General features: G+C 64.8%; 26 protein-coding genes and 1 pseudogene. 17 read left to right on the top strand and 10 right to left on the bottom strand.

Going from position 1 to position 24974, the window contains the following annotated elements:
- From AC3WRR_RS04975 to AC3WRR_RS04985, 3 genes are all read left to right on the top strand, one after another.
- A partial coding sequence (locus AC3WRR_RS04975) for a CaiB/BaiF CoA transferase family protein (RefSeq protein ID WP_492296348.1) occupies positions 1 to 856 on the top strand: 856 nt, incomplete at its 5' end.
- A complete protein-coding gene (locus tag AC3WRR_RS04980) occupies positions 853 to 1863 on the top strand; it encodes an NADPH:quinone oxidoreductase family protein (protein WP_058696549.1) in 1011 nt (336 codons plus the stop codon). The genes AC3WRR_RS04975 and AC3WRR_RS04980, both read left to right, overlap by 4 nt.
- A gap of 53 nt (positions 1864 to 1916) precedes the next feature.
- Positions 1917 to 2864: a tripartite tricarboxylate transporter substrate binding protein gene (locus AC3WRR_RS04985; protein WP_051398610.1), complete on the top strand. Its 948-nt coding sequence runs from the start codon at positions 1917 to 1919 to the stop codon at positions 2862 to 2864.
- 80 nt (positions 2865 to 2944) lie between these two features.
- Here the strand turns inward: AC3WRR_RS04985 and AC3WRR_RS04990 are convergent, their stop codons facing one another.
- Both AC3WRR_RS04990 and AC3WRR_RS04995 read right to left on the bottom strand, forming a co-directional pair.
- Positions 2945 to 3355, bottom strand: a complete 411-nt coding sequence (locus AC3WRR_RS04990; RefSeq protein ID WP_058696550.1) for a type II toxin-antitoxin system VapC family toxin — start codon at positions 3353 to 3355, stop codon at positions 2945 to 2947.
- A complete protein-coding gene (locus tag AC3WRR_RS04995) occupies positions 3352 to 3603 on the bottom strand; it encodes an antitoxin (protein ID WP_058696551.1) in 252 nt (83 codons plus the stop codon). Before AC3WRR_RS04995 ends, AC3WRR_RS04990 begins: the two co-directional genes overlap by 4 nt.
- Before the next feature lie 416 nt (positions 3604 to 4019).
- On the opposite strand from AC3WRR_RS04995, the gene AC3WRR_RS05000 reads away from it, so the two are divergent.
- The 8 genes from AC3WRR_RS05000 to AC3WRR_RS05035 all read left to right on the top strand — a co-directional run bounded on the left by AC3WRR_RS05000 (position 4020) and on the right by AC3WRR_RS05035 (position 12192).
- Positions 4020 to 5195: a branched-chain amino acid ABC transporter substrate-binding protein gene (locus AC3WRR_RS05000; protein WP_439669271.1), complete on the top strand. Its 1176-nt coding sequence runs from the start codon at positions 4020 to 4022 to the stop codon at positions 5193 to 5195.
- A gap of 80 nt (positions 5196 to 5275) precedes the next feature.
- A complete protein-coding gene (locus AC3WRR_RS05005) occupies positions 5276 to 6205 on the top strand; it encodes a branched-chain amino acid ABC transporter permease (protein WP_037023376.1) in 930 nt (309 codons plus the stop codon).
- Positions 6192 to 7403 carry a branched-chain amino acid ABC transporter permease gene (locus AC3WRR_RS05010; protein WP_010812748.1) on the top strand — a complete coding sequence of 404 codons (1212 nt, stop codon included), beginning with the start codon at positions 6192 to 6194 and terminating at the stop codon, positions 7401 to 7403. Before AC3WRR_RS05005 ends, AC3WRR_RS05010 begins: the two co-directional genes overlap by 14 nt.
- Positions 7400 to 8182, top strand: a complete 783-nt coding sequence (locus AC3WRR_RS05015) for an ABC transporter ATP-binding protein (protein ID WP_011617591.1) — start codon at positions 7400 to 7402, stop codon at positions 8180 to 8182. Before AC3WRR_RS05010 ends, AC3WRR_RS05015 begins: the two co-directional genes overlap by 4 nt.
- Positions 8179 to 8892 (top strand): ABC transporter ATP-binding protein, encoded by a 714-nt coding sequence (locus AC3WRR_RS05020; RefSeq protein WP_010812746.1) that lies wholly within the window; start codon positions 8179 to 8181, stop codon positions 8890 to 8892. The genes AC3WRR_RS05015 and AC3WRR_RS05020 overlap by 4 nt, the downstream gene beginning before the upstream one ends.
- Positions 8893 to 8907: 15 nt before the next feature.
- The gene (locus AC3WRR_RS05025) at positions 8908 to 10212 is read left to right on the top strand and encodes an amidase (protein WP_010812745.1); all 1305 of its coding nucleotides are present in this window, start codon (positions 8908 to 8910) and stop codon (positions 10210 to 10212) included.
- A 15-nt stretch (positions 10213 to 10227) separates the two neighbouring features.
- Positions 10228 to 11544, top strand: coding sequence for a M20 family metallo-hydrolase (locus AC3WRR_RS05030; protein ID WP_010812744.1), 1317 nt, complete (start codon positions 10228 to 10230; stop codon positions 11542 to 11544).
- Positions 11545 to 11601: 57 nt separating this feature from the next.
- A complete protein-coding gene (locus AC3WRR_RS05035) occupies positions 11602 to 12192 on the top strand; it encodes a helix-turn-helix domain-containing protein (protein ID WP_010812743.1) in 591 nt (196 codons plus the stop codon).
- 83 nt (positions 12193 to 12275) lie between these two features.
- On the opposite strand, the gene AC3WRR_RS05040 is transcribed toward AC3WRR_RS05035, so the two are convergent.
- The 3 genes from AC3WRR_RS05040 to AC3WRR_RS05050 form a co-directional block, all read right to left on the bottom strand.
- Entirely contained in the window at positions 12276 to 12587 is a 312-nt protein-coding gene (locus AC3WRR_RS05040) for a hypothetical protein (protein ID WP_010812742.1), read from the bottom strand.
- 172 nt (positions 12588 to 12759) lie between these two features.
- A complete protein-coding gene (locus AC3WRR_RS05045; RefSeq protein WP_010812741.1) occupies positions 12760 to 13221 on the bottom strand; it encodes a transposase in 462 nt (153 codons plus the stop codon).
- 540 nt (positions 13222 to 13761) lie between these two features.
- On the bottom strand, positions 13762 to 13965 hold the full coding sequence (locus AC3WRR_RS05050) for a hypothetical protein (RefSeq protein WP_010812739.1): 204 nt from the start codon (positions 13963 to 13965) through the stop codon (positions 13762 to 13764).
- Between the two features lie 143 nt (positions 13966 to 14108).
- On the opposite strand from AC3WRR_RS05050, the gene AC3WRR_RS05055 reads away from it, so the two are divergent.
- Positions 14109 to 14417 (top strand): EthD family reductase, encoded by a 309-nt coding sequence (locus AC3WRR_RS05055; protein WP_010812738.1) that lies wholly within the window; start codon positions 14109 to 14111, stop codon positions 14415 to 14417.
- A 74-nt stretch (positions 14418 to 14491) separates the two neighbouring features.
- Here AC3WRR_RS05055 and phaP4 read toward each other — a convergent pair whose 3' ends face one another.
- Complete coding sequence (gene phaP4, locus AC3WRR_RS05060; protein WP_010812737.1) at positions 14492 to 15061, bottom strand: TIGR01841 family phasin PhaP4; 570 nt, start codon at positions 15059 to 15061, stop codon at positions 14492 to 14494.
- A 1020-nt stretch (positions 15062 to 16081) separates the two neighbouring features.
- Here phaP4 and AC3WRR_RS05065 point away from each other — a divergent pair.
- The 3 genes from AC3WRR_RS05065 (at position 16082) to AC3WRR_RS05075 (ending at position 17626) form a co-directional block, all read left to right on the top strand.
- Entirely contained in the window at positions 16082 to 16456 is a 375-nt protein-coding gene (locus tag AC3WRR_RS05065; protein WP_010812735.1) for a hypothetical protein, read from the top strand.
- A gap of 250 nt (positions 16457 to 16706) precedes the next feature.
- Complete coding sequence (locus AC3WRR_RS05070; protein ID WP_010812734.1) at positions 16707 to 16910, top strand: cold-shock protein; 204 nt, start codon at positions 16707 to 16709, stop codon at positions 16908 to 16910.
- Between the two features lie 275 nt (positions 16911 to 17185).
- Entirely contained in the window at positions 17186 to 17626 is a 441-nt protein-coding gene (locus AC3WRR_RS05075; RefSeq protein ID WP_010812733.1) for a YMGG-like glycine zipper-containing protein, read from the top strand.
- 112 nt (positions 17627 to 17738) lie between these two features.
- Here the strand turns inward: AC3WRR_RS05075 and AC3WRR_RS05080 are convergent, their stop codons facing one another.
- From AC3WRR_RS05080 to AC3WRR_RS05090, 3 genes are all read right to left on the bottom strand, one after another.
- Entirely contained in the window at positions 17739 to 19949 is a 2211-nt protein-coding gene (locus tag AC3WRR_RS05080) for a penicillin-binding protein 1A (protein WP_037023378.1), read from the bottom strand.
- Between the two features lie 863 nt (positions 19950 to 20812).
- Positions 20813 to 21151, bottom strand: coding sequence for a hypothetical protein (locus AC3WRR_RS05085; protein ID WP_011617600.1), 339 nt, complete (start codon positions 21149 to 21151; stop codon positions 20813 to 20815).
- 167 nt (positions 21152 to 21318) lie between these two features.
- On the bottom strand, positions 21319 to 22266 hold the full coding sequence (locus tag AC3WRR_RS05090; RefSeq protein ID WP_041688181.1) for a pseudouridine-5'-phosphate glycosidase: 948 nt from the start codon (positions 22264 to 22266) through the stop codon (positions 21319 to 21321).
- A 262-nt stretch (positions 22267 to 22528) separates the two neighbouring features.
- Here AC3WRR_RS05090 and AC3WRR_RS05095 point away from each other — a divergent pair, with 262 nt between their 5' ends.
- Positions 22529 to 23296 (top strand): ParA family protein, encoded by a 768-nt coding sequence (locus AC3WRR_RS05095; RefSeq protein ID WP_010812729.1) that lies wholly within the window; start codon positions 22529 to 22531, stop codon positions 23294 to 23296.
- A gap of 321 nt (positions 23297 to 23617) precedes the next feature.
- Here the strand turns inward: AC3WRR_RS05095 and AC3WRR_RS05100 are convergent.
- Positions 23618 to 24378: pseudogene (locus tag AC3WRR_RS05100) on the bottom strand (adenosine deaminase family protein); the annotation flags it as partial.
- On the opposite strand from AC3WRR_RS05100, the gene AC3WRR_RS05105 reads away from it, so the two are divergent.
- Positions 24344 to 24598 (top strand): LysR substrate-binding domain-containing protein, encoded by a 255-nt coding sequence (locus AC3WRR_RS05105; protein WP_010812725.1) that lies wholly within the window; start codon positions 24344 to 24346, stop codon positions 24596 to 24598. The pseudogene AC3WRR_RS05100 and the gene AC3WRR_RS05105 overlap by 35 nt on opposite strands.
- Positions 24599 to 24974: the final 376 nt, after the last annotated feature.

The following is a 24974-nucleotide window of genomic DNA, read 5'->3' on the forward strand; positions in this document are numbered from 1 at the left end:
CCCCCCGCTGGTCTATGTGTCGATCAGCGGCTATGGCCCGGATGGTCCCTATGCCGACTATCCGGCTTCGGACTCGGTGATGCAGGCCGACTCCGGGCTGATGTTCGCCAACCGTGGCGCCGACGGTGGCGCGCGCCGCATCGGCATGCTGCTCGCCGACGCCGCCACCGGCCTCTATGCCGCCCAGGCCTGCGCCGCGGCGCTGTGCCGGCGTTTTCGCAGCGGGCTCGGCGGCCATGTCGAGCTGAACCTGTTCGATGCCTGCTGTGCGCTGCAGGCCAACAACCTGCTCGAGCATGCCATCGGTGGTCCGACGGCCGCCGGCCCGGTGAGCGCGCCCAATGGCGTCTATGCCAGCAGCGACGGCAGCGTGACGCTGCTGGCGCTGAACAACGCGCAGTTCGCCAAGCTATGCCATGCGCTGGACCGCACCGGCTGGCTGGAAGACCCGCGCTTTGCCGACAATGCCGCGCGCATGGCCCACGCCGCGCTGCTGAACCAGCAGGTGGCCGAGCAGATCGCCACGCGCACGACCGCGCAATGGCAAGACATCCTCAGCCGGCACGACGTGCTGCATGCCCCGGTGCGCAGCTATGACGACGTGCTGGCGCACCCGCAGGCGGCACACCGGCAGACCTTCCAGACGATCGCGCAGCCGGGGCTCGGACCGCTGCCCTTCGCCGGCATCCCGGCGCGCGACATGCGCCGGGATGCCGGCCCGGCGCCGGCCAACGGCGAACATACCGTGCAGGTCCTGCGCGAGGCCGGCTTCGGCCAGCAGGCCATCGACGCATGGCTGCAGCAGGGTGTGGTGCGACAGGCGACGGCCCCCGCGGCCAAGGCAGGTGTGCAATGAAGGCGCTTGTCTGCAAGCAGTTCGGCGGCGTGCAGGACGTGGCGCTGCAGGCCATCCCGGAACCGGTGCTGGCCGACCCGCATGCGGTCACGATTGCCGTCGAGTACGCCAGCGTCAGCCACGCCACCGGCCTGATGATCGCCGGCCAGTACCAGCGCCGGCCCCCGTTGCCCTTCGTGCCCGGTACCGAAGCGGTCGGCCGCGTGGTGGCCTGCGGTGACGCGTGCACGCGGCTGCGTCCCGGCGACCGGGTGGTGGCGATCGCGGACTGGGGCTGCTTTGCCGAGCAGGTCACCGTGCCCGAGTACACCGTCTACCGCGTCCCGGATGCGCTGCCGTCAAAGGCCGCGCTGCCGATCCCGATTTCCTATGGCACGGCGTATTGCGGGCTGGTGTGGCGCTGCGCGCTGCGCCCGAATGACACGGTGCTGGTGCTTGGCGCCGGGGCCGGTGTCGGCCTGGCTGCCGTGGAAATTGCGCGCCAGTTCGGCGCCACCGTCATCGCCTGCGCCAGCACCGAGGCCAAGCGTGCCGACGCGCTGCGGCGCGGCGCCACGCACGCGCTGGCCCCGGCGGACCTGGCGGCATCGGTCAAGGCGCTGACGCACGGCCGTGGCGCGGACGTAGTGGTGGACCCGGTCGGCGGCGACCTGTTCAACCAGGCCCTGCGTGCGGCGGCGGCGAACGCGCGCATCCTCAGCATCGGCTTTGCCAGCGGCACCATCCCGCAGGCCCCGGTCAACCTGCTGCTGGTCAAGAACCTCACGCTGCACGGGTTCTTCTTTGGCCGCTACATCGGCTGGACGCCCGCCAACGAGCGGGCCGAGCATGCAACGGCGCTGCAGGAGGTCATGGCGACGCTGTTCGATTGGGCCGCGCGGGGCAAGCTGGAGCCGACCGTATCCGCGGTCTATCCGATCACCGGCCTGGACGACGCCCTGGCCGCGCTGGAATCCCGCCAGGTGGTGGGCAAGGTAGCCATAAAAATCAAGGAGACAGAGACGTGAACAACCGATACCAGAAACGACTTCCGGCTTGGCCGCGGCTGCGCGCGGCACTGATGCTGGCGGCAGCCGCGGCCGCGCTGCCGGCTGCCGCCGTCGCGCAGGACTTCCCGCAGCATCCCGTGCGCATGGTGCTGCCCTACCCCGCCGGCGGGCCCACCGACCTGCTCGCGCGCGTGGTCGCGGTCAAGATGGGCGAGAGCCTGGGCCAGAGCGTGGTGGTCGACAACAAACCCGGCGCCAGCGGCATGATCGGCGCCGAAGCCGTGGCGCGCGCTCCCGCCGACGGCTACACCATCCTGGCCAATGCCTCGCTGCATGTGATCAACCCCAGCATTCAGCCGAAGATGCGCTATGACTCCTTCAAGGACTTCGTGCCGATCACGCAGCTGGCCGACGTGCCGCTGGTGCTGGTGGTCAACAACGCCTCGCCGGTGAAGACAGTGCAGGACCTGATCGCCTACGCAAATAGCCAGGGCGGTGCGCTCAACTTCGGCTCGGCGGGCAATGCCTCGGCCCAGCACCTGGCCGGCGAATCGTTCAAGCTGGCGGCAAAGGTGCCGATGCAGCATGTGCCGTACAAGGGCAGCGCGCCGGCGCTGACGGACCTGATGGGCGGCCAGATCCAGCTGATGTTTGATTCCATGCCGTCGGCGATGCCCTTCATCAAGTCCGGCAAGCTGCGTGCCGTTGCCGTGACCACCGCGCGGCGCGCGAGCGCGCTGCCAAACGTGCCCACCGTCGCCGAGTCCGGCCTGCCCGGCTTCGACATCAGCACCTGGTATGGGCTGTGGGCGCCGCGCGGCACGCCGGCCCCGGTCGTGGAAAAGCTGGCCGCGCATGCGGCCGGCGCGCTGAAGCGGCCCGATGTGCGCCAGCAATATGCCGACATGGGCGCCGAGCCGGTCGGCTCCTCACCTGGCGACTTTGCCCGCTACAACGCTTCCGAAGGCAAAAAATGGGCGGAAATCGTGCGGCGCTCGGGGGCCAAGGCAGACCAGTAGCGCACGGCGGTTGCCGCAGGACTGGCCGATGCCGGGTGTCGGCCAGACGCGCAGTTGGCCAATCTTTCAGATTGCTGCGATCAATTTCCGGTCGGAACCGTCCAGTCCTCCACCACCAGGCCAGGGACGCGCCGGAATGCCTGGTCATTGGTCACCAGCACCGCGCCAGTCTCCAGCGCGTGCGCGGCGATCAGCAGGTTCAGTGCCCCCACCGGCTGTCCTTGGGATTCCAGCGCAGCGCGGGTTTCACCATAGCCGGCCATCACTGAAGGGGCCCAGGGCAATACCTCGACCCTGCGCAGCAGCTCGTCGACCGCGCGCGCGAGGCGCGCTGCGCCGGGGCGCTTGGCCAGCCCGTACATCAGTTCCGCACCGGTGATGGCTGACAGGCACAGCGCCACCATCGGCGCTGCCGTCACGCGCGCCACGACTGCCGGATGTGCCCGCAACAGATGGCTCACGATATTGGTGTCGAGCATGTAGCGCGTCATTCGAGACCCGCCAGCGGATCCCTGGCTTGCTCGCCCTGCGCGCGGTCGGCCAGAAAGTCTTCCGGCACGGCGCTGTCCTTGATGGCAGCCAAAAAGCCGTCCCAACTCTCCGGCCGGCGCGACAGGATCACGTCACCGGTGGACGGGTCACGGCGAATATATACCTCGCGCTCGGCGAAGCGGAATTCCTGCGGCAGCCGTACCGCCTGGCTGCGGCCGGTGGTGAAGATCTTGGCAGTGGTGCTCACGATATTTCCTTTGATAGATACCAAAAGATATACCGTCATGCGATGGATATCAAGATAGCTACCACCAGCTGTATCTGTGGGATGTCTAACGAGACGGGACGAAAATGCGCTAAGCAACACCTACGTCCCAGCAATGCTTCTTCCCTTGTTTTGCTCTGCGGCGCACCGCAACCGTGCACCCATGCGCCCGGATTGAGCACGGGCTCCCCCTCATTTCCCCAGCGCCCATTCAAAGCTACGGGTTTTCGCTCGTTGAACGTTGGCATGTCTGTTGCATAGTATTCAAGTGACTTGAATATGGTGCAGGCAGCTTTCCAAGAGCTTTCCCGGGCGTCCACACGCGCCTTGCATCGGTTCGGGTCGGTGACGCCGCGCAGCGGTCCGTCCAATTGTCCATGCAACCCAGGGGGAAGAGAGTGCGCAAGAAACACACTGCAGTAGCCGCCGCCATCGCAGCCGCAGCGACCGGAATGGTCCTGACGGCAGCACCGGCGCAGGCCAAGGATGTCGTCAAGATTGCCTTTGTCGGTCCGCTGACCGGTGGCGTGTCGTCGATCGGCCTGGGCGGACGCAATTCCGCGGACCTGGCCGTGCGCTTGCGCAATGCGGACCCGAAGGCCAGGTACACCTATGAACTGGTGGTGCAGGACGACGAGTGCCGGCCGAACGTCGGCGTGCAGGTGGCGACCAAGATCGCGGCGGACAAGTCCATCGTTGCCGGCGTGACGCACTTCTGCTCTGCCGTGGCCATGGGCACAGTGGGCGTCTACAGCCGCTTCGGCATGCCCGCCGTGGTGTGGGGCGCCGTGCTGCCCGAGGTCACCTATGGCAACAAGTTCAAGGAGATCCATCGCGTCAACGGCACGATGATCAACCAGAGCGAAGTGGCGGCCAAATTCATGACCGGGCTGGGCTACAAGAAGTGGGCGATCATCCATGACACCACCGACTACGGCAAGGGCCACAACAAGTATTTCAGCGAGTTCCTGAAGAAGGACGGCGGCACCATCGTCGGCACGTTCGGCGTGACAGCCGATCAGCAAGATTTCACCACGGAGCTGACCAAGATCCGCGAACTGAAGCCCGACGTGGTGTATTTCGGCGGCCTCACGCCGCTGGGCGTGCGCATCCGCACGCAGATGGACAAGCTCGGCATCAAGGCCCAGTTCGAGGGCACGTCGGGCATCAAGTCCGATGCCTATATCGAAGGCGTGGGCAAATCGCTGTCGGAGGGTTCGCTGGCGTTCATCGAAGGCGCGCCGGTAGAGAAGCTGGCGGGCGGCCAGTTCTTCATGGAACGCTACACGCAGCAGAAATACGGTGAACCGCCGGAAGCGTACGGCCCGTTTGCGTTTGCCGCGGCCAACCTGATCATCGACGCCGTGGAAAAGGTGGGCCCGGACCGCAAGAAGGTGCGTGATGTGCTGAACGGCACCAGGGACGTGAACACCATCATCGGCAGGGTCACCTTCGACGACCACGGCCAGAACGTGGTGCCGCTGATCACCAAGTATGTGGTGGAAGACGGCAAGTGGGTGATCTGGGAAGACAGCACCTACGGCAAGGGCAAGAAGAAGCTGACCGGCCTGTAAGCATGGCGGCCGGGTTCGGGGCAATCCTGCCCCCGCCCGGCCCCGCGCCCGCCTGGGCATCCGGAATTCGGGGGATACCGATGAGTGTATTAGGGCAGTACGTCTTTAACGGGCTGATGCTCGGGATGATCTACGCAATGGTAGCGGTAGGCTTCACGCTGTTCTTCGGCGTGCTCGACGTGATCAAGTTTTCTCATGGCGATGTGCTGATGGTGGGTGCGTTTGCCGGGCTGGCGGCATCAGCCGGCGTGGTGGCGATGCATGTGGATTCCCCGTGGCTGCAGCTGCTGGCCATCGTGGTGTGCGCGGTGACGGTGACCGGCCTGCTGGGCGCCGGCATCGCCCGCGTCCTGATCCTGCCGCTGCGCCGTGCGCCGCCGCTGAACACATTGCTGGCCACGCTGATGCTGGGCACGGTGCTGCGTGAGGCGGTCCGGCTGTTCTACCCGGACGGCTCGAACCCGAAACCATTTCCCGCGCTGCTGCCCGCTGGCGAGTTCACCATCGGCGCGCTCTCCATGCGCGCGGACAACCTGATCCTGCTGGCCGCCGGCGTGGCCATCATCCTCGGCGTGCATCTGCTGATCACCCGCACGCGCTTTGGCATGGCCATTCGTGCCGTGGCCCAGGATGGCGAGACGGCCCGGCTGATGGGCATCAACTTCGAGGTGGTGGTACTGGTCACGTTTGCGCTGGGGTCCGCCATGGCGGCACTGGCGGGCGTGATGAACGGCCTCTACTACAACGAGATCAACTTCAACGTCGGGCTGCTGTTGGGGGTGATCGGCTTTGCCGCTGCCATCCTTGGCGGGCTAGGCAATATCTACGGCGCCATCCTCGGCGGCTTCCTGTTTGCGGCGCTGCAGGTACTGGGCAGTGCCATGCTGCCGGCCCTGGTGCCCGACATCCCGAGCGCCTACAAGGACGTATTCGCCTTTGCCGTGGTCATCGTGCTGATGGCCTGGAAGCCGACCGGACTCATCGCGGAGAAAGCCAGTGAACGTGTCTGACAACGTCTCGAAGCCGCTGCCGGCGGCCTCCGCCGCCACGGCCGAGGGCCCGCAGCGGCGCCCGGCCATGGTGCTGGCCATCTCGGCCATCGCCCTGGTGGCCTATCTCTACTTCTTCCTGCATGCGGAATCGCAACTGGCGGTAGCCGTGCTGCTGGCGCTGGCCGGGGCCGCGGTGTTCGCGGCGGGCCGGCTGGGCCTGACGCAGGCCGTGGAGCAGGCAGCATCGCGGCGGCCAGGGCAGTCCAGGCTATGGACGCTGGCCGGCACGCTGGCGCTGGTCGCGCTGTTCCACGAGAGCCATTTCGTCCTGCTGATGCTGTGTGCCGTGCTGCTTTACACCACCGCCTGCCTGGGGCTGACAGTCCAGTTCGGGTTTTCCGGCGTGTCCAATTTCGCGGGCGCGGCGTTCTTTGGCATCGGCGCCTACACCACGGCCGTGCTGGCCACGCACACGGGCATTCCTCACGTGCTGGTGATCGTGCTGTCTGGCCTGGCAGCGGCCGTGATCGGCTCGGTGCTGGTTGCGCCCGTGCTGCGCACGCGCGGCCACTATGCGGCGCTGGTGACCATCGCGTTCGGCATCCTGTTCAAGACCTTCCTTGAGGTCAACGACGTGCTGGGCGGGCCGCAGGGCCTGCAGGTGCCCGGGATGACGCTGTTCGGCTTCGCGTTCAATGAGAGCGTGACACTGTTCGGCGTGGACGTGTCGTTCTACGCCAGCTATGCGCTGCTGAGCCTGCTGATCTGTGCGGGCACGTTTGCCGTGGTCAAGGCGCTGGAGCGCTCGTGGGTAGGCCTGGCGATGGACGTGGTGCGCACCGACGAGACCGCCGCCGCCGCGTTCGGCCTGCACATCGCCCGGTGGAAGGTGATTGCGTTCATGCTCGGCAACTTCTTTGCCGGCATCGCCGGCAGTGTCTACGGCATGGTCACTGCGTTCGTGGCGCCCAACAACTTCACCTTCGCCGACTCGCTGCTGATGCTGTCGATCGTGATCCTGGGCGGCCTCGGCAACGTGGTGGGCCTGGTGCCGGCGGCCATTATCGTGCTGGTGCTGCCCGAAAAGCTGCAGTTCATCCAGGAATACCGCTTCCTGTTCTACGCGGCGCTGGTGATCGCCATCCTGCTGTTCCGCCCGGACGGCCTGATGCCGCGCAAGACCCGCCTGTTCTTTCCCCGGGAGGATGCGCAATGAGCGACGCAATGATCCAGGTGCGCGACCTGACCATGCGCTTTGGCGGCCTGACCGCGCTGGACAACCTCCAGCTCGAGATCCGCCGTGGCGAGATCCTGGGCCTGCTGGGCCCCAACGGCTCCGGCAAGACCACGTTCTTCAACGTGCTGACGGGGCTGTACAAGGCAAGCGCCGGAACCATTACCTATGACGGCAACAACGTCATCGGCAAGACGCCACAGCAGATCTACCGCAGCGGCGTGGCGCGGACGTTCCAGCGTTCGCGCTTGTCGCTGCCGCTGACGGTGTTCGACAACATCGTGATCGGCGATTACCAGAACATGCGTCACGGGCTGGTCTTCAACCTGTTCCGGCGCAAGGCGTTCCGCGCCGAGTACGAACGCTACGTGGAGTCGGTGCGCGAGCTGCTGGGCATCTTCAGCCCGCCACTGGTGGCGCGGCTGTTCGAGCCGGTGGAAACGTTCACGATGATCGACCGCCGCCGCATCGAGGTGTGCCGGGCCCTGATGAGCCGCCCCCGCCTGCTGCTGCTCGACGAGCCTTCGGCGGGCATGACGCATGACGAGACCCATGAACTGATGGACGATATCCTGCAGGTGCGCGGCAAGCTGCAGGACCTGTCGGTGGTGCTGATCGAGCACGAAATGAACGTGATCGAGCGCATCACCGACCGCTGCATCGTGCTGAACTACGGCAAGAAGATTGCCGAGGGAACCTACGCCGAGATTACCGCCGATCCCGACGTGCAGACCGCCTATCTGGGGGAGGAAGCCGCATGAGCGACAGCACACTGCGCGTGGAAGGGCTGACCACGGGCTACGACAGGGTCAACGTCCTGCACGATGTCTCGATCGAGGTGCCGCCGGGCAAGATCACATGCATCCTTGGCGCCAACGGCGCCGGCAAGAGCACGCTGATCCGTTCGATCCTGGGCCTGACACCGCCGCGCCAGGGACGCATCCTGTGGGACGGCACGGACATCGCGGGCGAGAAGACCCACAACATCATCGCACGCGGCATCTCCTGCATTCCCGAAGGCCGCAAGGTGTTCCCGCGCATGACGGTGGCCGAAAACCTTGCGCTGGGCGCATTCCTTGAGGCGGACCCGGCCAGGGTGCGCGAGCGCATCGAGCGCGTGTACACGATCTTCCCCCGGCTGCGCGAGCGCGCGGGCCAACTCGCCGGCACCATGTCCGGCGGCGAACAGGCGATGGTGTCGATCGGGCGCGGACTGATGGCGCAGCCGCGGCTGCTGGTCATCGACGAGCCGTCGCTGGGCCTGTCGCCGCTCTATGTGAAGGAAAACTTCAAGGTCATCCAGCAGATCAACGAACTGGGCATGACGGTGCTGCTGGTGGAACAGAACGCGCGCCAGACGCTGGCCATCTCACACCAGGGCTATGTGCTGACCCAGGGCCGTGTCGTGGCCCAGGGCACCGCGCAGGCGCTGCGCGAGAACGATGAGGTTCGCGCAGCCTATTTCGGCTGATCCGGAGAACATGCGATGGACGACTTCCTCGATCTTCCGGTCCGCACCCTGGCGGCGATGGTGTCGCGGCGCGAACTGAGCGCCGAAGCGGTGGTCCGTGCGGCACTGGCCCGCATTGCGGCGCAAGACGCAGGCATTCTGGCCTGGCAGCACGTGGGTGGCGACACCGCCGTGGCGCAGGCGCGGCGGCTGGATGCCGGCGGCGCGTCAGGCGCGTTGCCGGGCGTCCCGCTTGGCGCCAAGGACCTGATGGATACAGCCGACATGCCGACCACTTATGGTTCGCCGATATACGCCGGACATCGGCCGGGCGTGGATGCGGCGGCGGTGGCACTGGCCCGGTCGGCGGGCGCGGTCGTGGTCGGCAAGACCGTCACCACCGAATTCGCCACGTTTCAGCCGGGGCCGACCCGCAACCCGCGCGCGCCGGCGGACAGGCCCCGCACCCCCGGCGGCTCGTCGAGCGGATCGGCCGCCGCCGTCGCCGCAGGCATGGTGCCGCTGGCCTTTGGCACACAGACCGCGGGATCGATTGTGCGGCCGGCCGCCTATTGCGGCGTGGTGGGCTACAAGCCCACGCATGGCACACTGCCGCTGGCCGGTATCAAGCCGCTGGCACCAAGCCTGGATACGGTGGGCGTGCTGGCCCGCCGCGTGGACGACGCGGCCTTCTTCATCGGCACCCTGGCGCGCGATGCCGCGCTAGCGGACGCGTCGACGCTACGCCACGCGCCGCTGCGCATCGGCATTTGCCGCACGCCGCATTGGGAACGTGCTGGTGCCGATACACAAGCCGCACTGGACACCGCGATCCGTGCGCTCGAACGCATCGGTGGCACGGTGCGCGACTTCAACCTGCCGCAGGCTTGCCACGGGCTGACTGAAGCCCAACTGGACATCATGGCATTCGAGGCACTCGCCGCATTCGCGCCGGAAGCACGCGAGCACGCAGAAGACTTCAGCGCGGCTTTCGCGCGCCAGCTCGAAGCGGGCCGCGCCGTCACCGGCCAGCGCTTCCATGTCGCGCTGGCATACGCGGAAGCGGCCCGCACGGCGTTCAACACGGCGATGGCAGGATTCGACGTCGTGCTGGCCCCGAGCGCCGAAGGCGAAGCGCCTGCTGGCCTTGGCGCCACCGGCGATCCGATTTTCTGCCGCATGTGGTCGCTGCTGGGCACCCCATGCGTCCATGTGCCGACGGGCACCGGCGCCACCGGCATGCCGGTTGGCGTGACCGTGACGGGGCCGCGCCATGCCGATGCCCGCGTGCTCGGCATGGCTCATCGCCTTGAGCAGGCGCTTGGCGCCAGCCTTGCCTGATATCTGGAGACCAAATTGACCGTATCGAACCCGCCCCCCCTCGCCAACGCACAAGCCATTGCCGAACGCGCACAGGATCATGTGGGCGCCGGGCGCCTGGCCGCATCGCTGGCAGCCCTGGCCTGCTTTGGCCTGCGCCACGACGGCGGCGTTTCCCGCGAAACACTGACCGCGACCGACCTGGCCGCCCGGCGCCACCTGATCGACCAGGCACGCGCGCTGGGCTGCACCGTCGGCATCGACGATTGCGGCAACCTGTTCTTCCGCCGCCCCGGCCGCGAAGACCTGCCGCCGGTGCTGACCGGCAGCCACGCCGATACCCAGCCGGTGGGCGGCAAGTACGACGGCGCGTACGGCGTGCTGGCCGGCCTGGAAGTGATTGCCGCGCTCAACGCGGCCGGCATCGAGACCTTGCGCCCCATCGAGGTCGTGTCCTGGACCAACGAGGAAGGCAGCCGCTTCGGTCCCGGCGCGATGGGGTCGAGCGCTTTCGTCGAACCCGCCCGGCTGGCAGGCTATCGCGACGTGGCTGACGCCGCCGGCATTCGCTTCGGCGAGGCGCTCGATGCCGCGCTCGCGGAAAGCCACGATGTCACCAGGGTGCCGATGGCGCGGCCCATGGCGGCATGCGTCGAACTGCACATCGAACAGGGGCCGGTGCTGGAAGGCGCAAATGTGCCGCTGGGCGTGGTCACCGGCATCCAGGCGGTGCGCTGGTTCCGCGTGGAATGCACGGGTACGATGGCCCATGCCGGCACCACGCCGATGGCGGTACGATGCGATGCGATGGCCGCGGCCATGGCCATCGCGCAAGACCTGTACGCGCTGGCGCCGCGCCATGCGGCCACCCCCGGCACTCCTGAACTGCGCCTGACGCTGGGCCGCTGGAGCGTGGCGCCGAACTCGGTCAACACCATTCCCGGCCACGTCACGTTCACGGTCGATATGCGCTGCCTGGACGACGCCGCGCTTGACCGCGCCGAAGCGGCACTGCGCGCGGCGTGCGTCAGGCACGCACATGCGCCCGAAGCGGTCACGGTCACGCGCTTCTTCCATCGCGAGCCGACGCATTTCCCCGAGGCCATGCTGGGCACCATCGAGCGCGCCTGCGCGCGTGCCAGCCGCAACGCCGGCCGCGCGCTGCCGGTGCAGCTGACCTCCGGCGCGTTCCACGACGCCATGTACCTGGCCGACCATTGCCCCACGGCGATGATCTTCGTGCCAAGCAAAGGGGGCATCAGCCACAATGCCGCCGAAGATACGGAAGGCGCCGATCTGTTCCTTGGAGCCCAGGCACTGGCTTACACTGTCGCCGAACTGGCCAGCCGCTGAACGCATTGACGTACGGCGCCTGGTGGCCGACCCAAGTCCAACCAATTCCGAGCCTGCATGGCAAAGACCGAGCAACCCACACCTGAAGCGGCCGACAGCAAGTCGGCCACCCTGACGCTTGGCGTCAAGCTGCGCCACGCCCGGCTGGTGGCCGGCTACACGCTGCTGCAGCTCGCCGGAAAGGCGGGTTGCTCGGAAAGCCTGATTTCAAAGATTGAGCGCGGGCTGGCAACCCCGTCGTTTACCACGCTGCACCGGCTGGCCGTGGCGCTGGACACCAATATCGGCGCGCTGACCAGCGACGAGGAGCCAAACCAGTCACCGATCCTGCGGCATGGTGAACGCCCGGTGATCCGGGCCGGCGGCGTGGCGCTCGAACGCGTGGTGCTGCCCAAGCGTGGCGGCCTGCTGCAGGCCAACATCCACATCGTCTGGCCCGGCGAGGCCAGCGACGGGCAGATCGAGCACCAGGGCGAGGAAGTTGGCTACGTGCTCGAAGGGCAGCTCGAACTGATGCTCGGCGACGACGTCTACCTGATCGGCCCGGGCGATGCTTTCACGTTCTCCAGCCAGGTGCCGCATGGCTACCGCAATGTGGGCGACGTGGTGGCCAGGGTGCTGTGGGTGAATTCGCCCGCCACCTTCTGAGACGGGAGCGGGCTTGCGCAGGGAAGCCCGTGGCTCGGGTCAGGCCCGCACGAAGGCAGACTTGGCTCAGAGCCCCGACGGCTTCAATCGTCATCGTGCCAGCGGTGCCACTCGCGATGGCGCCGCCTCCACTCGCGTTCCCTCCACCGCTGCTCGCGCCACTGTTGTTCACGCCATGCGCGTGCCTGCCAATCGTCGTAGTAATCAGGCGCCACTACCACCGGGCGCGGAGCAACGTAGACAGGGGCCGGTTCGTAGTACACCGGGGGCGGAGGCGCTGCAACCACGACACCTGGAATACCGATGCCAATTCCGACGTCTACCCTTGCCTGGGCGGCGCCAGACGCAAGCATGGATGCGGCTGCGATTGCACAAACTGCCAGGATCTTCTGCATGATGCTGTTCCGTCGAATGTTGCCAATACCTTATGGCGTTCTCGCCCTGTTTGGTATGAGCAAAACCTAAAGCTGGTTACCTCGTGTAACGGCGGCAGGTTGTGACAGTTGACCACGGCGCTTGAGAGTCTTGTAAGGCTTTGTATCCACTGCGAAGTCAGAGGCTGTCGCATCAATCCTTGTTACGGTCTCTGCCGCGACCGTTGCCACCGTCGGCGTCACGATTCCGCCCACGGTCATCACCGCGGTTACCGCCACGGTCATTGCCCCGGTCCCCGCCATGCTCTCCGCGCCGGTCCCGGCCGCGATTCTCTGCTCGCTCATCGCCCCGGTTCCATCCACGCTTCTCGCCGCGGTTTTCGCCTTGGTCTCCACCACGGTTCCAGCCGCGGTTATCACGGCCGCTCCAGTCACGGCCCCTGTTTCGCTGCTCGTCCCGGTCCCAGCCTCGATCCCAGTCACCGCCCCACTTTCGGTTGCCGCCGTAGTACCTTCCGCCGTCCCAATCGGAGTAACCGCCGCCGTAAATCGGACGCGAGTATCCGCCGTGGTAGTAGCCGTCATCATAGGGAGCGACGGCGCAGCCGGTGAGAAGTGCTGCCGTGACCACGGTGAGCACAAATAGGGGTTTCATGGTGACCTGCGCTTGCAGTTGGCGAATTTGCCGCAAGGATACCGACGGGCACCTCCCCCGGTTGTAAGAAATCGTGTCCCGAGCGCGAAGTCGCCGATGACGGCAGCACCGATCGTCAACGTGCCTGAGATGGCGAGCCAGTCGGTGCAGGGATCGAAACGATTTGGGGTAGCCGCATGGGGCTACAAGCCGGTCTTAGTGTTCTCGACGCATGCTTTTGCGTAAGCGATTGCTTCGGTCATTGCCTCGCCCTCGCTATTGAACGAGGCTTTGATCTTGTGCCGCAAGCCTGGGACAAACTCGTTTGCGTGATCGATTCTTCGCTCGAACAATACCGATGCCTCCCAGGTCCCGGACTTAGACTTCCAGACCGTGCAGTGGCAGTAGTACTCCCCTTCTTCGACCCAGACATGGCTCGACATGGCGACCTCCCAGCGTTTCGAGGCATCCTAGCATGACGAAAGAACGCACCATCCGGCATCAACTGCGGCGGCGCATAGGTGCCAATCCGTGGGTCTGGGTGGGCGATTTCAGAGGGGTTCAGCCGTGATCATCTACCCACGCTTTCGCCCAGGCAATGCCGGCTGCCGCGGCACGCTCAAACGAGGGGTAGTACCCCAAGGGATCCGATCCTTCTTCGATGCGGCCGTCCTTCTCAACTGCACCGGATGCCTCGAAGGATCCGTCGCCAAGCTGCTTTGCAAAGCCGCGGACGATGTAGCCCTGGTAGCTTTCGATTGTCATGACGACCTCCGACTTAGATAGGAAAATCGTAGCATGAAGAAACTGGTCAACCCGACCCTCTGACAGAAATGGGGTTCACCCGCCATAGGGACGATACACTTGCAAGCTCGGGCTATATCAAACTCACGCTTGGAGGAACCACGATGGCAAAGCTAGTGGTGCTATACAAGAAGCCTGCGGACACGGCGGCGTTTGATTCATATTACTTCTCGACCCATGTTCCGATCGCCAAGAAGATCGCCGGCCTGCGACGCTACGAGGTCAGCAGCGGCCCGGTTGCAAGCCCGGCCGGCGATTCGCCGTTTCACCTGGTTGCGGTGCTGAGCTTCGATTCGCTGGCGGCGCTCCAGCAGGCAATGGCTTCGCCTGAGGGCGCCGCAGCAGCAGCTGACCTGGCCAATTTTGCCCAGGCCGGGGTTGACATGCTCATCTTCGACACGAAGGAAGTTTAGGCCGGCGGCGGTGCAAAGCACATGGCCGCCCCCAGCGCTCCGCCTCTTCTGGCCTCCCAAGAGCCAAAGCCGACTTAATTTGCAGCTGCCTTTGAGGCCTGTGCTGCGCGACGTTGCATGCCTTTCGAGGCCACCTGCGCAGCAGTATTGAAGCTGCTCTCGGCCGCTTGCACGGCCTGTTTTGCCGTCGTTTGCATCGACTCATAGAGCGTAGTGGTCGCGCTGACGGCCTCCTGCCAGGCAGCCAATGGCGCCGCCGCCGCGCCGCCGGGCGTTTGGCTCACCACGCTTCCAAGGAAGTCGTGCAGACCCTGCTTGCCTGCCGTGTACTGGACCTCGGCGACCTTCTCGAACTCCGCCCGGGTGGCGGCGAGGATGTCGTACAGTTGACGACGATATGCCAGTACATTGTCGGCCGCGGGTTGAAATAACGCGATTTGCAATTCGACCAATTCTTGCGGGTCCTTGGCTGAGAGCGCTTTCCTTGCGCCTTCTCGTGAATCAGCCAGCGCCGTCTTCATCGCTTGCAGATTCAGCTCCAGCAGTTTTTCGAAGCCTTCAAAGGCCTTGCCGGTCAGCCCGGTCAGGGCTTCAATGCCTGCCATCTGGACCTTAATGAATTGCTCGGGGGACCACTGAGTCATCTTGCGTCTCCTAAGTGCGACCCGCCACCTGAGCTATCCGAAGAGAGCTCCGACGGGACCGGAATCGAGTGGAAAACAATTGCTGCATCGTGACCCTGGCAGGCCACGCCGATCAGACGAAAGCGCGCCAACGCCGGCAGTCGCTTCCAGCTAAAGCAATACGCTCATAAGGAGGCCTGGCGAGCCTGACCCTCGCTTGCGCGAACTCGCCCGAGGGCTTTCAGAAAAGCGTAGCCCTGGATTGTCACCTGAGGGCGGCTGTGGTTTGGCCCAAGGCGCTCAAGCGTAACCAGTTTATACGCGAGCAGCGCGTCCATATCCGCGCGGTCCAGCCCCGTTGGGTCGGAGCTGCCGCTTACCAGCACAAGCGTGGCGAATTCATGATGACTCAGCACAGTCGTCTCCCAAGCTGTAGGTTTACTTTTGCTACGGGACTTCACTACTGTCCGTGACAGCCGGCCTGGTTTGCACAGGCCGCTTGTTTCGTCTCGGACGCGAGGTTCTGGCTGGCGGGTGCTTGTTTTCGCACCCGGAACGTTCATCTTAGTTGCTCGCCACCTTGTGTTCAATGTGATTGCAAGCATGTTTGCCGTAATCCCCGGTATTTTCTCCTTTACCAAAACGTGCGCAGGGGCAGATCAACGAATATCGCAACATGACATACATTCAGGTTCGGGAGCACCATTCGCCGACCGACCGGACGGCTTGCATTAGCGCAACTCGCCGAGGTCCGCTACCGATATGTCGCTGCTGGGGAAAGGCATGGAGCTTCAGGCCGAATGAGGACCGCTCTGCGTCAAAAAAAACGCGTCGCCGGAGTGGTGACGCGGGTGGTAGTAGCAGGACTTCAGGGCGATTCTATATTGACTTAGATTTTTCTTACGTCAGAATTAAGCAAGACCTTGACTCTCCAGATCTGAAGCCAAGGGGCAAGGTGAGCAGGGCAACGCTGAGTTGAATTCAGTAGCACATTGAATCAGACCGGCAACCCCGCGCGGGATGGTGTGAGTGGAGGCAGAAATGACAACGGCTCGGGCTGGAACCAAAGGGGAAGCCATCAGGCTCCTGGAGGCAGAGGGGGTCGCGCTGGTCGAGCTCGACTATGAGTCAGGTTGGCAAGATGCTATTGAGCTCGGGCGCCTTGGTAATAAGGTAGGGATACGGGTGGAGTACCGCGGACACGAAAGCATTGCCGTGAAGTCCCTCGCGGCGCTCATTGCTGGCCTCAGCCGGCCGAAGGTGTCCTTCCGGCAACGGAACCTGTACTGCCAGTTTGCATTGGACCAGCTGGCAGCCAACGAGTTGGTTGCCTTGGAGACAAAGGCCATGAAGGCTGGCGACTACATCCTGGCCGGGCACCTGCTGCGGGACGTCGATGCCGTTTGGACTGAGTAAGCCTGGATCGAGGGGATTTTCCTCGGATTCGGCGATCGGAAATTTGCGCACTCAGCCCGTATCGCGACTCGCCCGCCTCATCATCAGCGCTCTGATCCAGAGGTTAACCCGCAGATGCTGCCCGCCCTCCTCTTCGGTATGCTAGGGGTTCGGCGCGCCGTAACGCATCCAACCATATTTTGGCGACGGGGCGATTCTGGGGCGGGACTTCTCAGCACGCAACCTGTGTGCACCAAATGTCGAGGACGAGATGGCGACTGGCATCGTGAAGTGGTTTAACAGTGAAAAGGGCTATGGGTTCATCACGCCGGATGATGGCGGCAAGGACTTGTTTGCCCACCACAGCGAAATCCAAGGCACCGGGTTCAAATCGCTGGAGGAAGGTGCGAGAGTGGAATTCGAAGTCACGCAAGGTCAGAAGGGCCCACAAGCGTCAAAGATTCGCCCGCTATAGTCGACCTGCCCACCCGACGGCCTGAATTGACGAAGCCCTCCACGAATTGCGAAGGGCTTTTCTGTTTTGCGGCTGGTGCCAGCCGCATCCGGGGGGTCGCTATTTCCTGCGCCAATATCGACTGACAACAGCATTCCGGGCTCAGCGCGACAGACCTCGGGCTCATGGCGACGGAGGTAGTCGACCACCGTTGCGAGTTCCAAACGGAGCCGCTTGCCGCCCCGTGTAAACTCCTGCATCGGCGGATCGCCAACCATCCCCTATTGAGGAAGAACATGACTCGACAATCACTTCGTACGCTGTGCCTGACCCTGCTGCTGACCGCTGCCACCACACCGGTGCTGGCCGATGACCTGAAGAACGCCGTGGGCGGCGGTCTGGGTGGTGCCGCGGGCGCCGCCGTCGGTGGCGCACTGGGCGGCAGCACGGGTGCCGTGGTCGGCGGTGCCGTGGGCGGCGGTGCGGGCGGCGCGGTGACTGCCAACAAGAAGGAACGAACCGGCGCCATCGTGGGTGGCGCGCTGGGCGGTGGCGCCGGCGCGGCGGCCGGCAATGCCTTGGGCGGCCGAACCGGCGGCATCGTCGGTGCCGCGGCCGGTGGTGCAGCGGGTTCGGCGCTGGGCGGCAATGTGTCGCGCAACAACTATGCCGATGACCACAAGAACGGCAATCGCGGCAAGCACAAGGGCCACAAGAAGCATCGTCACGACGACTGAGTGAGGCGACGCGCGATGGCGCCCGTCACTTGGGCATCCATCCCATCGCGCTCTTAACCGCATCGCGCGGCGGCACCTGCGAAAGCGAATGTCGCGTCCGCCAGCGACGACATCAGAATTTCCAGAACAGGAATTGCCGATGCTGTCGCGCATGGGGCTTGCGAGGAGCCCGGGTCTCAGGACTGAACCGCGCATCCGGGTCGATCACTCGTGCGCGCAGCGCCATGTCGTAGAACGCGCCCACCATCGGCAGCGCGCTATGCGCGCCCTGGCCCCAGTCGTTACCGAGCGTCACACGTCCATCGTCAAAACCCACCCACGCGCCCGCGACCAGTTGCGGATGCATCAGGATGAACCAGCCATCCGCGTTGTCCTGCGTGGTGCCCGTCTTGCCGGCCACGTCGGCGCGAATCCCGAAGCGCGTGCGGATGCCTGCGCCGGTGCCGCGGATAATGACGTCGCGCATCACATCGACGAGCGTTTGCGCGGCGGCGGCGGACAGTGCCTGTTCCGGCGATGCGCTCGCAAATTCGGCGAGCACCTTGCCGTCGTGATCCTCGATCCGGGTAACCATGCGCGGTTCGACATAGGCACCGCGGTTCGCGATCGTGCTGTACGCCGATACCATTTCCTTGAGCGTGACCGGGCTCGTGCCGAGCGCGAGCGACGGCACCGCTTCGAGGGGACTGTCGCGCACGCCCATCGCGCGCGCGAGCCGTGCGACCTTCTCGGGGCTTTCCTTTTGCATGAGCTGAGCGGTGACGCGGTTGCGCGAATACACTAGCGCGTCGCGCAGCGTCATCGGCCGGTCGGTGGGCGGCGCCGCATCGGTAGGCCGCCAGATCGCCTGGCCGGCCAGTGGAATGGCGACGTTCCGGTCTACGATCGTATCGCCTGGCCGCGCGCCGTCCGCGAACGCCGCCCCGTAGACGAATGGCTTGAAGGTAGAACCCGGCTGGCGCCGGGCCTGCTGCACGTGATCGAATGGTGCATCACCGAAATCGCGACTACCCACCCATGCCTTGATATCGCCGTTGCGCGGATCGATCGCGACAAAACCCGCCTGGACCTGAGTCTTGCTCCGGCAGAGTGCGCGGACAAACGTGCGATTCATGCCGAGCTTCCTGAGCGCGACCTGATCCGATTGACCAGCATCGCGTGCTGCACGATAGTCAGGCGTTTGCCGGATGAATGTCCGGAACAGGTCGTTGCCTGGCCAACAGCCAGTGCGTTCGTTCCATGCCCCGTTCGCGATCCATTGCAACTGGCTCGCCTGCCAGTCCATCGCCTGCACCGCCATCGTCTGCAGACGGTAATCTATGGTTGTGCGCACGACAAGCCCGTCGGCATAGATGTTGTAGCCGTTGCGCTCGGCCCATGTGATCAGCCACTTGCGCAGTTGCGCGGAAAAATGCGGCGCCGCGCTTCGTGGCGCGCTCTGCAACCCGAAATTGACGTTGAGCGGTTGCCGCCTCAGCCAGGTGTAAGCGTCGGGCTTGAGCTTCCCGTACTTGTTCATCTGCCCTAGCACGGTGTTTCGCCGCTCCAATGCGCGCTCGGGATTCAGCACTGGGTTGTAGGTGCTGTTGGCCTTCAGCATGCCGACGAGTGTCGCGCTCTCGAGGATGTCGAGTTGATGCGCCGATTTGCCGAAATACGTGCGTGCGGCCATTTCCACGCCGTAGGCGTTGTACAGGAACGGCACATTGTTCAGGTATGTCTCAAGGATCTGATCCTTGCTGTACACGGCTTCGATCTTGAGCGCCGTGATCGCTTCCCTGAGCTTGCGTGCGAGGGTCGGCGCGCGGCCGATTTCGTCGGGATACAGGTTGCGCGCAAGCTGCTGCGTGATCGTCGAGCCACCCTGTCGGTCGCCGGAGAACGTATGCAGCGCAGCCGACGCGGTACGCAGCCAGTCGATCCCGTGATGCTCATAAAAGCGGCGATCTTCGGTGGCGATCAATGCAGCGACCATGTACGGCGAGATCTGCCCGAGCGATACCCACTCGCGATTGACCGGTTTGAATTCGTCGATCACTCTGCCGTCGGCCGATACGATCAGCGCTGGGCGGTCGATGCGGGCTTTGCGGATGTCGCCGATGCCCGGCGTAAACGGCACGAGCGCCAGCACGTACAGCAGAAACAGCGCCGGCACCGCGGCGAGCGTCAGCATGATGCCGCGTCGCGTCGGGTGGCCAAGGCGGCGCAGCGCGCCGGGAAAGACGCGCCTGGCTATCGTGATGCCGGCAGCGGCCAGCGATTGGATGCGGATGAGCCACCGTGCGCAATACTCACGAAAAAACAATATACAGCGGCGATTCACGGTGGCGGGACGCTTTGCGGAAAGAGCGGCATCGTACCAAAGCGGAAGGAAGCATCTGTTGGCAACACGGGGCTGCGGGGGCGGCATTAACAAACGATTACATTTGTTTCGTACGGCGCACGTTCGCTGCCTGTGCCTCTGGCTTTGCGGTCATTTTTGCGATCAATGCCGGCCGGCGGCGTATTGCATGCGAGCGCGCGTCGGCGATCCGAACTCCTGCGCTCGGTCCAACATCTTGTCGGACAGAGGCGGATAGCACTGCGACAGCGTTATCCCTAAGATTGGCTCGCTCGATCTGGCATCTTCGTGGGAGGCGCAAGGCATGCAGGACATTCTGATTCTCACCGGCGGAGGACTATTGCTCGCCGCGATCCTTTTCCCCGGGCTCCGGCGCCGGCCAAGAAAGTGAACGACGCGGAGTCGCGACTGCAATTACCAAGCCCGTCAGAGCCGGCGACTAAAGGGGCATGCCTATCGGCGAACCTGCCCTACCTGGCCGAGCGGACCCATACCCTGCGCCAACGCCAGCAGGCCGCCAGGCGCGCTGCTCTGCTGCCAGACGGAGAGGTTGCTCAGGCCCCCAGCCATCGCCACATACTATTGCGGGTGAGAGCACTCGCCGACGCGCTCGCTGAACGGCGCGGACATGGGAAGGCGAATCCGCGTTGAACCCATGGATCGGTCAGGAAGCCTCACGGCAACACCCAGAAGGATCCGGAGGATTTCGCGCTGGCGCTTTGCCCGAGCCATGCCCGCGTCCCCGACGTCCGAGCGTTCTGAAGGGCAGACAGCCGGTCGTGATCTGGCTCGTCAGGGTCCGCTTCCGGAAAGCGGACATCCATTGAATTGACCTCTGACGCGATTCAGCGGCCCATGCGGCGGTTGTAGCTGCGCGAAATTCGCGCCATCAACGCTGGATCGTGTGCAGCCATGCCGTCGAATTCCACCCGCACGTAGCCGTCTGCCTGCTGGTGCACACCGGCCATCACCGTCGTGGTATCCAGACTGCCGACGACCACGCCATTGACCGGGTCCTCGACGCTGATCGCCAGGCCCTGGTCGCGCATGGCCCCGGCTGCTGCGGTGAAGGTGCGATCGAAGCTGGCCGGCCCCATGACTGTAAAGGCGCCTGTTCCGGCCGGTTCCAATGTACATGCCGAAAGCGCCAGCATGGCGCCGCTGACTATTAGTGAGAGTCGCATGATGATGACTCCTTCCGCTAGCCCCGGATCGAAAATGTACGCGTTGCGACTTCAGGCGAGTTTTCCACTCGCTGATCGCTAAGACACAAGATTAGGCGACGTTGGCGCATAGACCCAGCTTGCCAGGTGCGCGCCCGCACCCTGCGGATGCCGGCCTGCTCACATGACTAGGCTGCGCCCGCCCCGCGCCCCGCGCGTGCCAATGCCAGCGCAAGCCTTGCTCCCACCTCGGCGTTGTGTTTCACAAGCGCGATGTTTGTCGCCAGGCTGCGTCCGCTCGTCAGCGCCTTGATGCGAGCCAGCAGGAAAGGCGTCACGGCCTTGCCGGTGATTCCCTGCGCCCTGGCCTCGGCAAGCGCCTGCCGAGTCAGCGCGTCGATCTCCCCGGACGTCATCGCTGCCGCTTGCGGCACCGGTGTGCTCAACACCACGCCGCCCGCCAGGCCCAAGTCCCACTTGGTGCGGATGAAGCGTGCCTGCTCCGCCGCGTCGTCCAGCCTGAAGTCAGCACGAAAGCCGCTGTCGCGCGTGTAGAACGCAGCAACATTGTCTTGCTCACAACTGAGCACCGGCACACCGTGTGTTTCCAGGTATTCCAGCGTGAGCCCGATGTCCAGGATGGACTTCGCCCCGGCACAGACCACCGCCACCGAGGTCCTGGCCAGTTCCTGCAGGTCAGCCGAGATGTCGAAGGTTTCCTGCGCACCGCGGTGCACGCCGCCAATCCCGCCGGTGACGAAGACCTCAATGCCCGCCAGCGCGGCACATATCATCGTGCCGGCCACGGTCGTGGCGCCGAGCCCGCCGCCGGCCAGCACGGCTGGCAGGTCGCGGCGGCTCACCTTGTGTGCCCGCTCCGAGCGCCCCAGCAGCTCCAGCTCGTCGTTCGAAAGCCCGATGCGGATTCGCCCGCCAATCAGCGCGATCGTCGCGGGCTCGGCTCCCAGGTCGCGGATCAGGGCCTCCACTTCGCGCGCCGTGCGAACGTTCTCCGGGTAGGGCATGCCGTGGGCGATGATGGTGGATTCGAGCGCCACGAGCGGGCGGCCGGCAGCCTGTGCAGCGGCCACAGGCGCGCTGAAGGTCAACCAGGAACGGGCAAGGTCGGCAACCATGTCGATGCATTCGGTGGCGTGAGCCGCATAGTGTGCAGCACAAGGCTGGTCCATGAGATGCAAGCGCGGGACCACCTCAAGGCGCCAATGGTACCGCGAGCAGGAATCGGACGGCTGACTCTGGCACCCACTGAATCGCCTGCCCGCGGGTGCCACCTCATCACGGCCTGGAATATCGTTGTCATAGCCGGGCGGGGTGCTGCCGGGAACCTCACGCTGAGGTATGCTGCCGCTTTCGGATCGATTCTCTCCAGAGGGGCAAATGCGGCGCGTCGTGTTCAATCAGAAGGGTGGGGTCGGAAAATCGACCATTGTGTGCAATCTCGCGGCGATCAGCGCCAGCGAGGGCTTGCGCACCCTGGTCATTGACCTGGATGCACAAGGCAACTCCACCCAGTACCTGCTTGGCGCGCGGGCCGCGGAGGCAAGTCCGACCGCGGCGAACTTCTTCGAGACCTCCCTGACCTACAACTTCAGGCCGGTGGAATTTACGTCCTTTGTCCACCCGACGCCGTTCGAGAACCTCGATGTGATGCCGGCGCATCCTGACCTGGATTCCCTCCACGGCAAGCTCGAATCCCGCTACAAGATCTACAAGCTACGCGACGCCCTGCTCGAGCTGGAGGCAGTCTATGACGCCATTTACATCGACACGCCACCGGCCCTGAATTTTTATACCCGCTCCGCACTGATCGCCGTGGAGCGCTGCCTGATCCCGTTCGATTGCGATGACTTCTCGCGCCGTGCCCTCTACACGCTGCTCGATAACGTGAAGGAAATCCAACAGGACCACAACGACGGGCTGCAGGTCGAGGGGATCGTGATCAACCAGTTCCAGCCGCGAGCCAGCTTGCCGCAGAAGCTGGTCGACGAACTGGTAAGCGAGGGCCTGCCAGTACTTGAATCGCGGCTATCTGCATCGGTGAAGATCCGCGAATCGCATCAGCATGCCACCCCCATGATCCATCTGGATCCGCGCCACAAGCTGGCGCAGGAATATGTGGCGTTGCACCGCGAGCTGGCTGGTTGAGGAATCGCCAAGGCGCGCTGAGATCGATTTCCCCACGCAATGACACTGCCGGGCGTCAGCTTCCTCGCGGCCGGTCAGAACCGATGCCGCATCCCCGTGGTAACCACCACCTGATCGCGCCCGGCGGAAGTCGGGTAGCCGAAAATCGCCGCCGTAGTCGCTTCGCCTATAGCACGCTGGTAGCGCCCGATCAGGAAGATGTCAGTACGCCTGGACAGGAACTGGTCCACGAACAGCGGAACGGAAACGGACCAGGCTGCAGCCTCGGGCAGCCGGGGCCGCGAACAGCCTGGCGCGCAGCGCATCGAACTCGGCGCACTGTTACGCCCGCCACGCACGGCGCGTGCTGTCGTCGATCCACGCGGCGTCCAGCCCGTTAAGCATGAACTCGCGCAGGTCGTCCAGGCCAAAGCCGAAATCGCGCACCATCATCCCCCGGGCCTGGCTGGCGGTGACGTGGTGCAGCACGGGGTCGTCGGTGTTGGGGTGCACACGCAAGCCCATGCCCGGCATATGGCGGATCGGGTGATCGAGCGCCCAGCGCTTGCGCGGCAGCGTGCGCAGGTAGTAGGAATTGGTCGGCACCACCGTGAAGACGATGCCGCGGTCCGCGCAACGCTGCGCGAACTCGGGGTTGTCAATGGCGGTGTAGCCATGGTCGATGCGATCCACTTGCAGCAGGTCCAGCGCGGTGGCCACATTGGTCCAGGGCGTGCCGAACTCGCCGGCGTGGGCAGTGGTCTTCAGCCCGGCGGCGCGGGCCTTGCGATAGGCCTCGGCGAACAGCTCGGGCGGCCGGTCATTCTCTCGATAGTCGATGCCGATGCCGATCACCTCGTCGCGGCGGTCGGCGATGACCCAGTCGACCATCTCGACCGCCTCGGCGGATCGGCTTCGCGGTCGATCGACGGCACCAGCCGCCCCACGATGCCAAACCCTGCCTCGGCATCGACGATCGCGCGCACGATGGCTTCCATGGCGGCGCGGTACGGAATGCCGGACTGTCTGACGGTGTCGGTGGGGTTCCAGAAGAACTCGCTGTAGCGGATGCCTTCGGCCGCCGCGTCCTGCAGGTTGCAGTACAGCGAATCGCTCTACAGCCTGGTGCGCGCGGGGCTCGCGGTCGGTCTGCTGTCCCGGCTATACGCCCAGGGCATCAACGATGTGGCGCTGCGTGCCGTGCCCCTGGGCAGCCCCAGCTTCAAGCGCCGCGTGGCGTTGATGATGCGCAAGGAACCGGCGCCCAGGATGCCGGCGGCCGCCGGCTGCTTCCGCTTCCTGTCCGGCGCGATCCGCTGCTGAGCGGCGCCCGTGCCGTCGCCAGGCCTGAAAAGATCAAGGTGTCAGATCCCCCTTCTTGGGGGGATTTGCGGTATTGAACTCTTGCGGTAGCCTTCAGCAACTCCCTCCGGGGACCAAATGCATCGCGCACTCTCGCGCAACGCGTCACGCACGAACAGTTTCACCGATTGCGTCGTAGTACTCGCGGCGTGGTTGCCTTGTCAGGAATATTCCTGCCCGTCCAGCCCCAGAGCATGTGAAAAACACGACGGAAGCCATCCAATGAACTGCCCGCGTGGCTGACTTATGTCGCTTAGGTGCAGTCGGCCAGGTAGTTGGCGGGCGGACAGTTCTCTCCGCCGCCCTAAACATCCCGGCATCCTATTCAACTCCGACG

This window comes from Cupriavidus sp. FW305-3-2-15-C-LB2, from assembly GCF_058787575.1.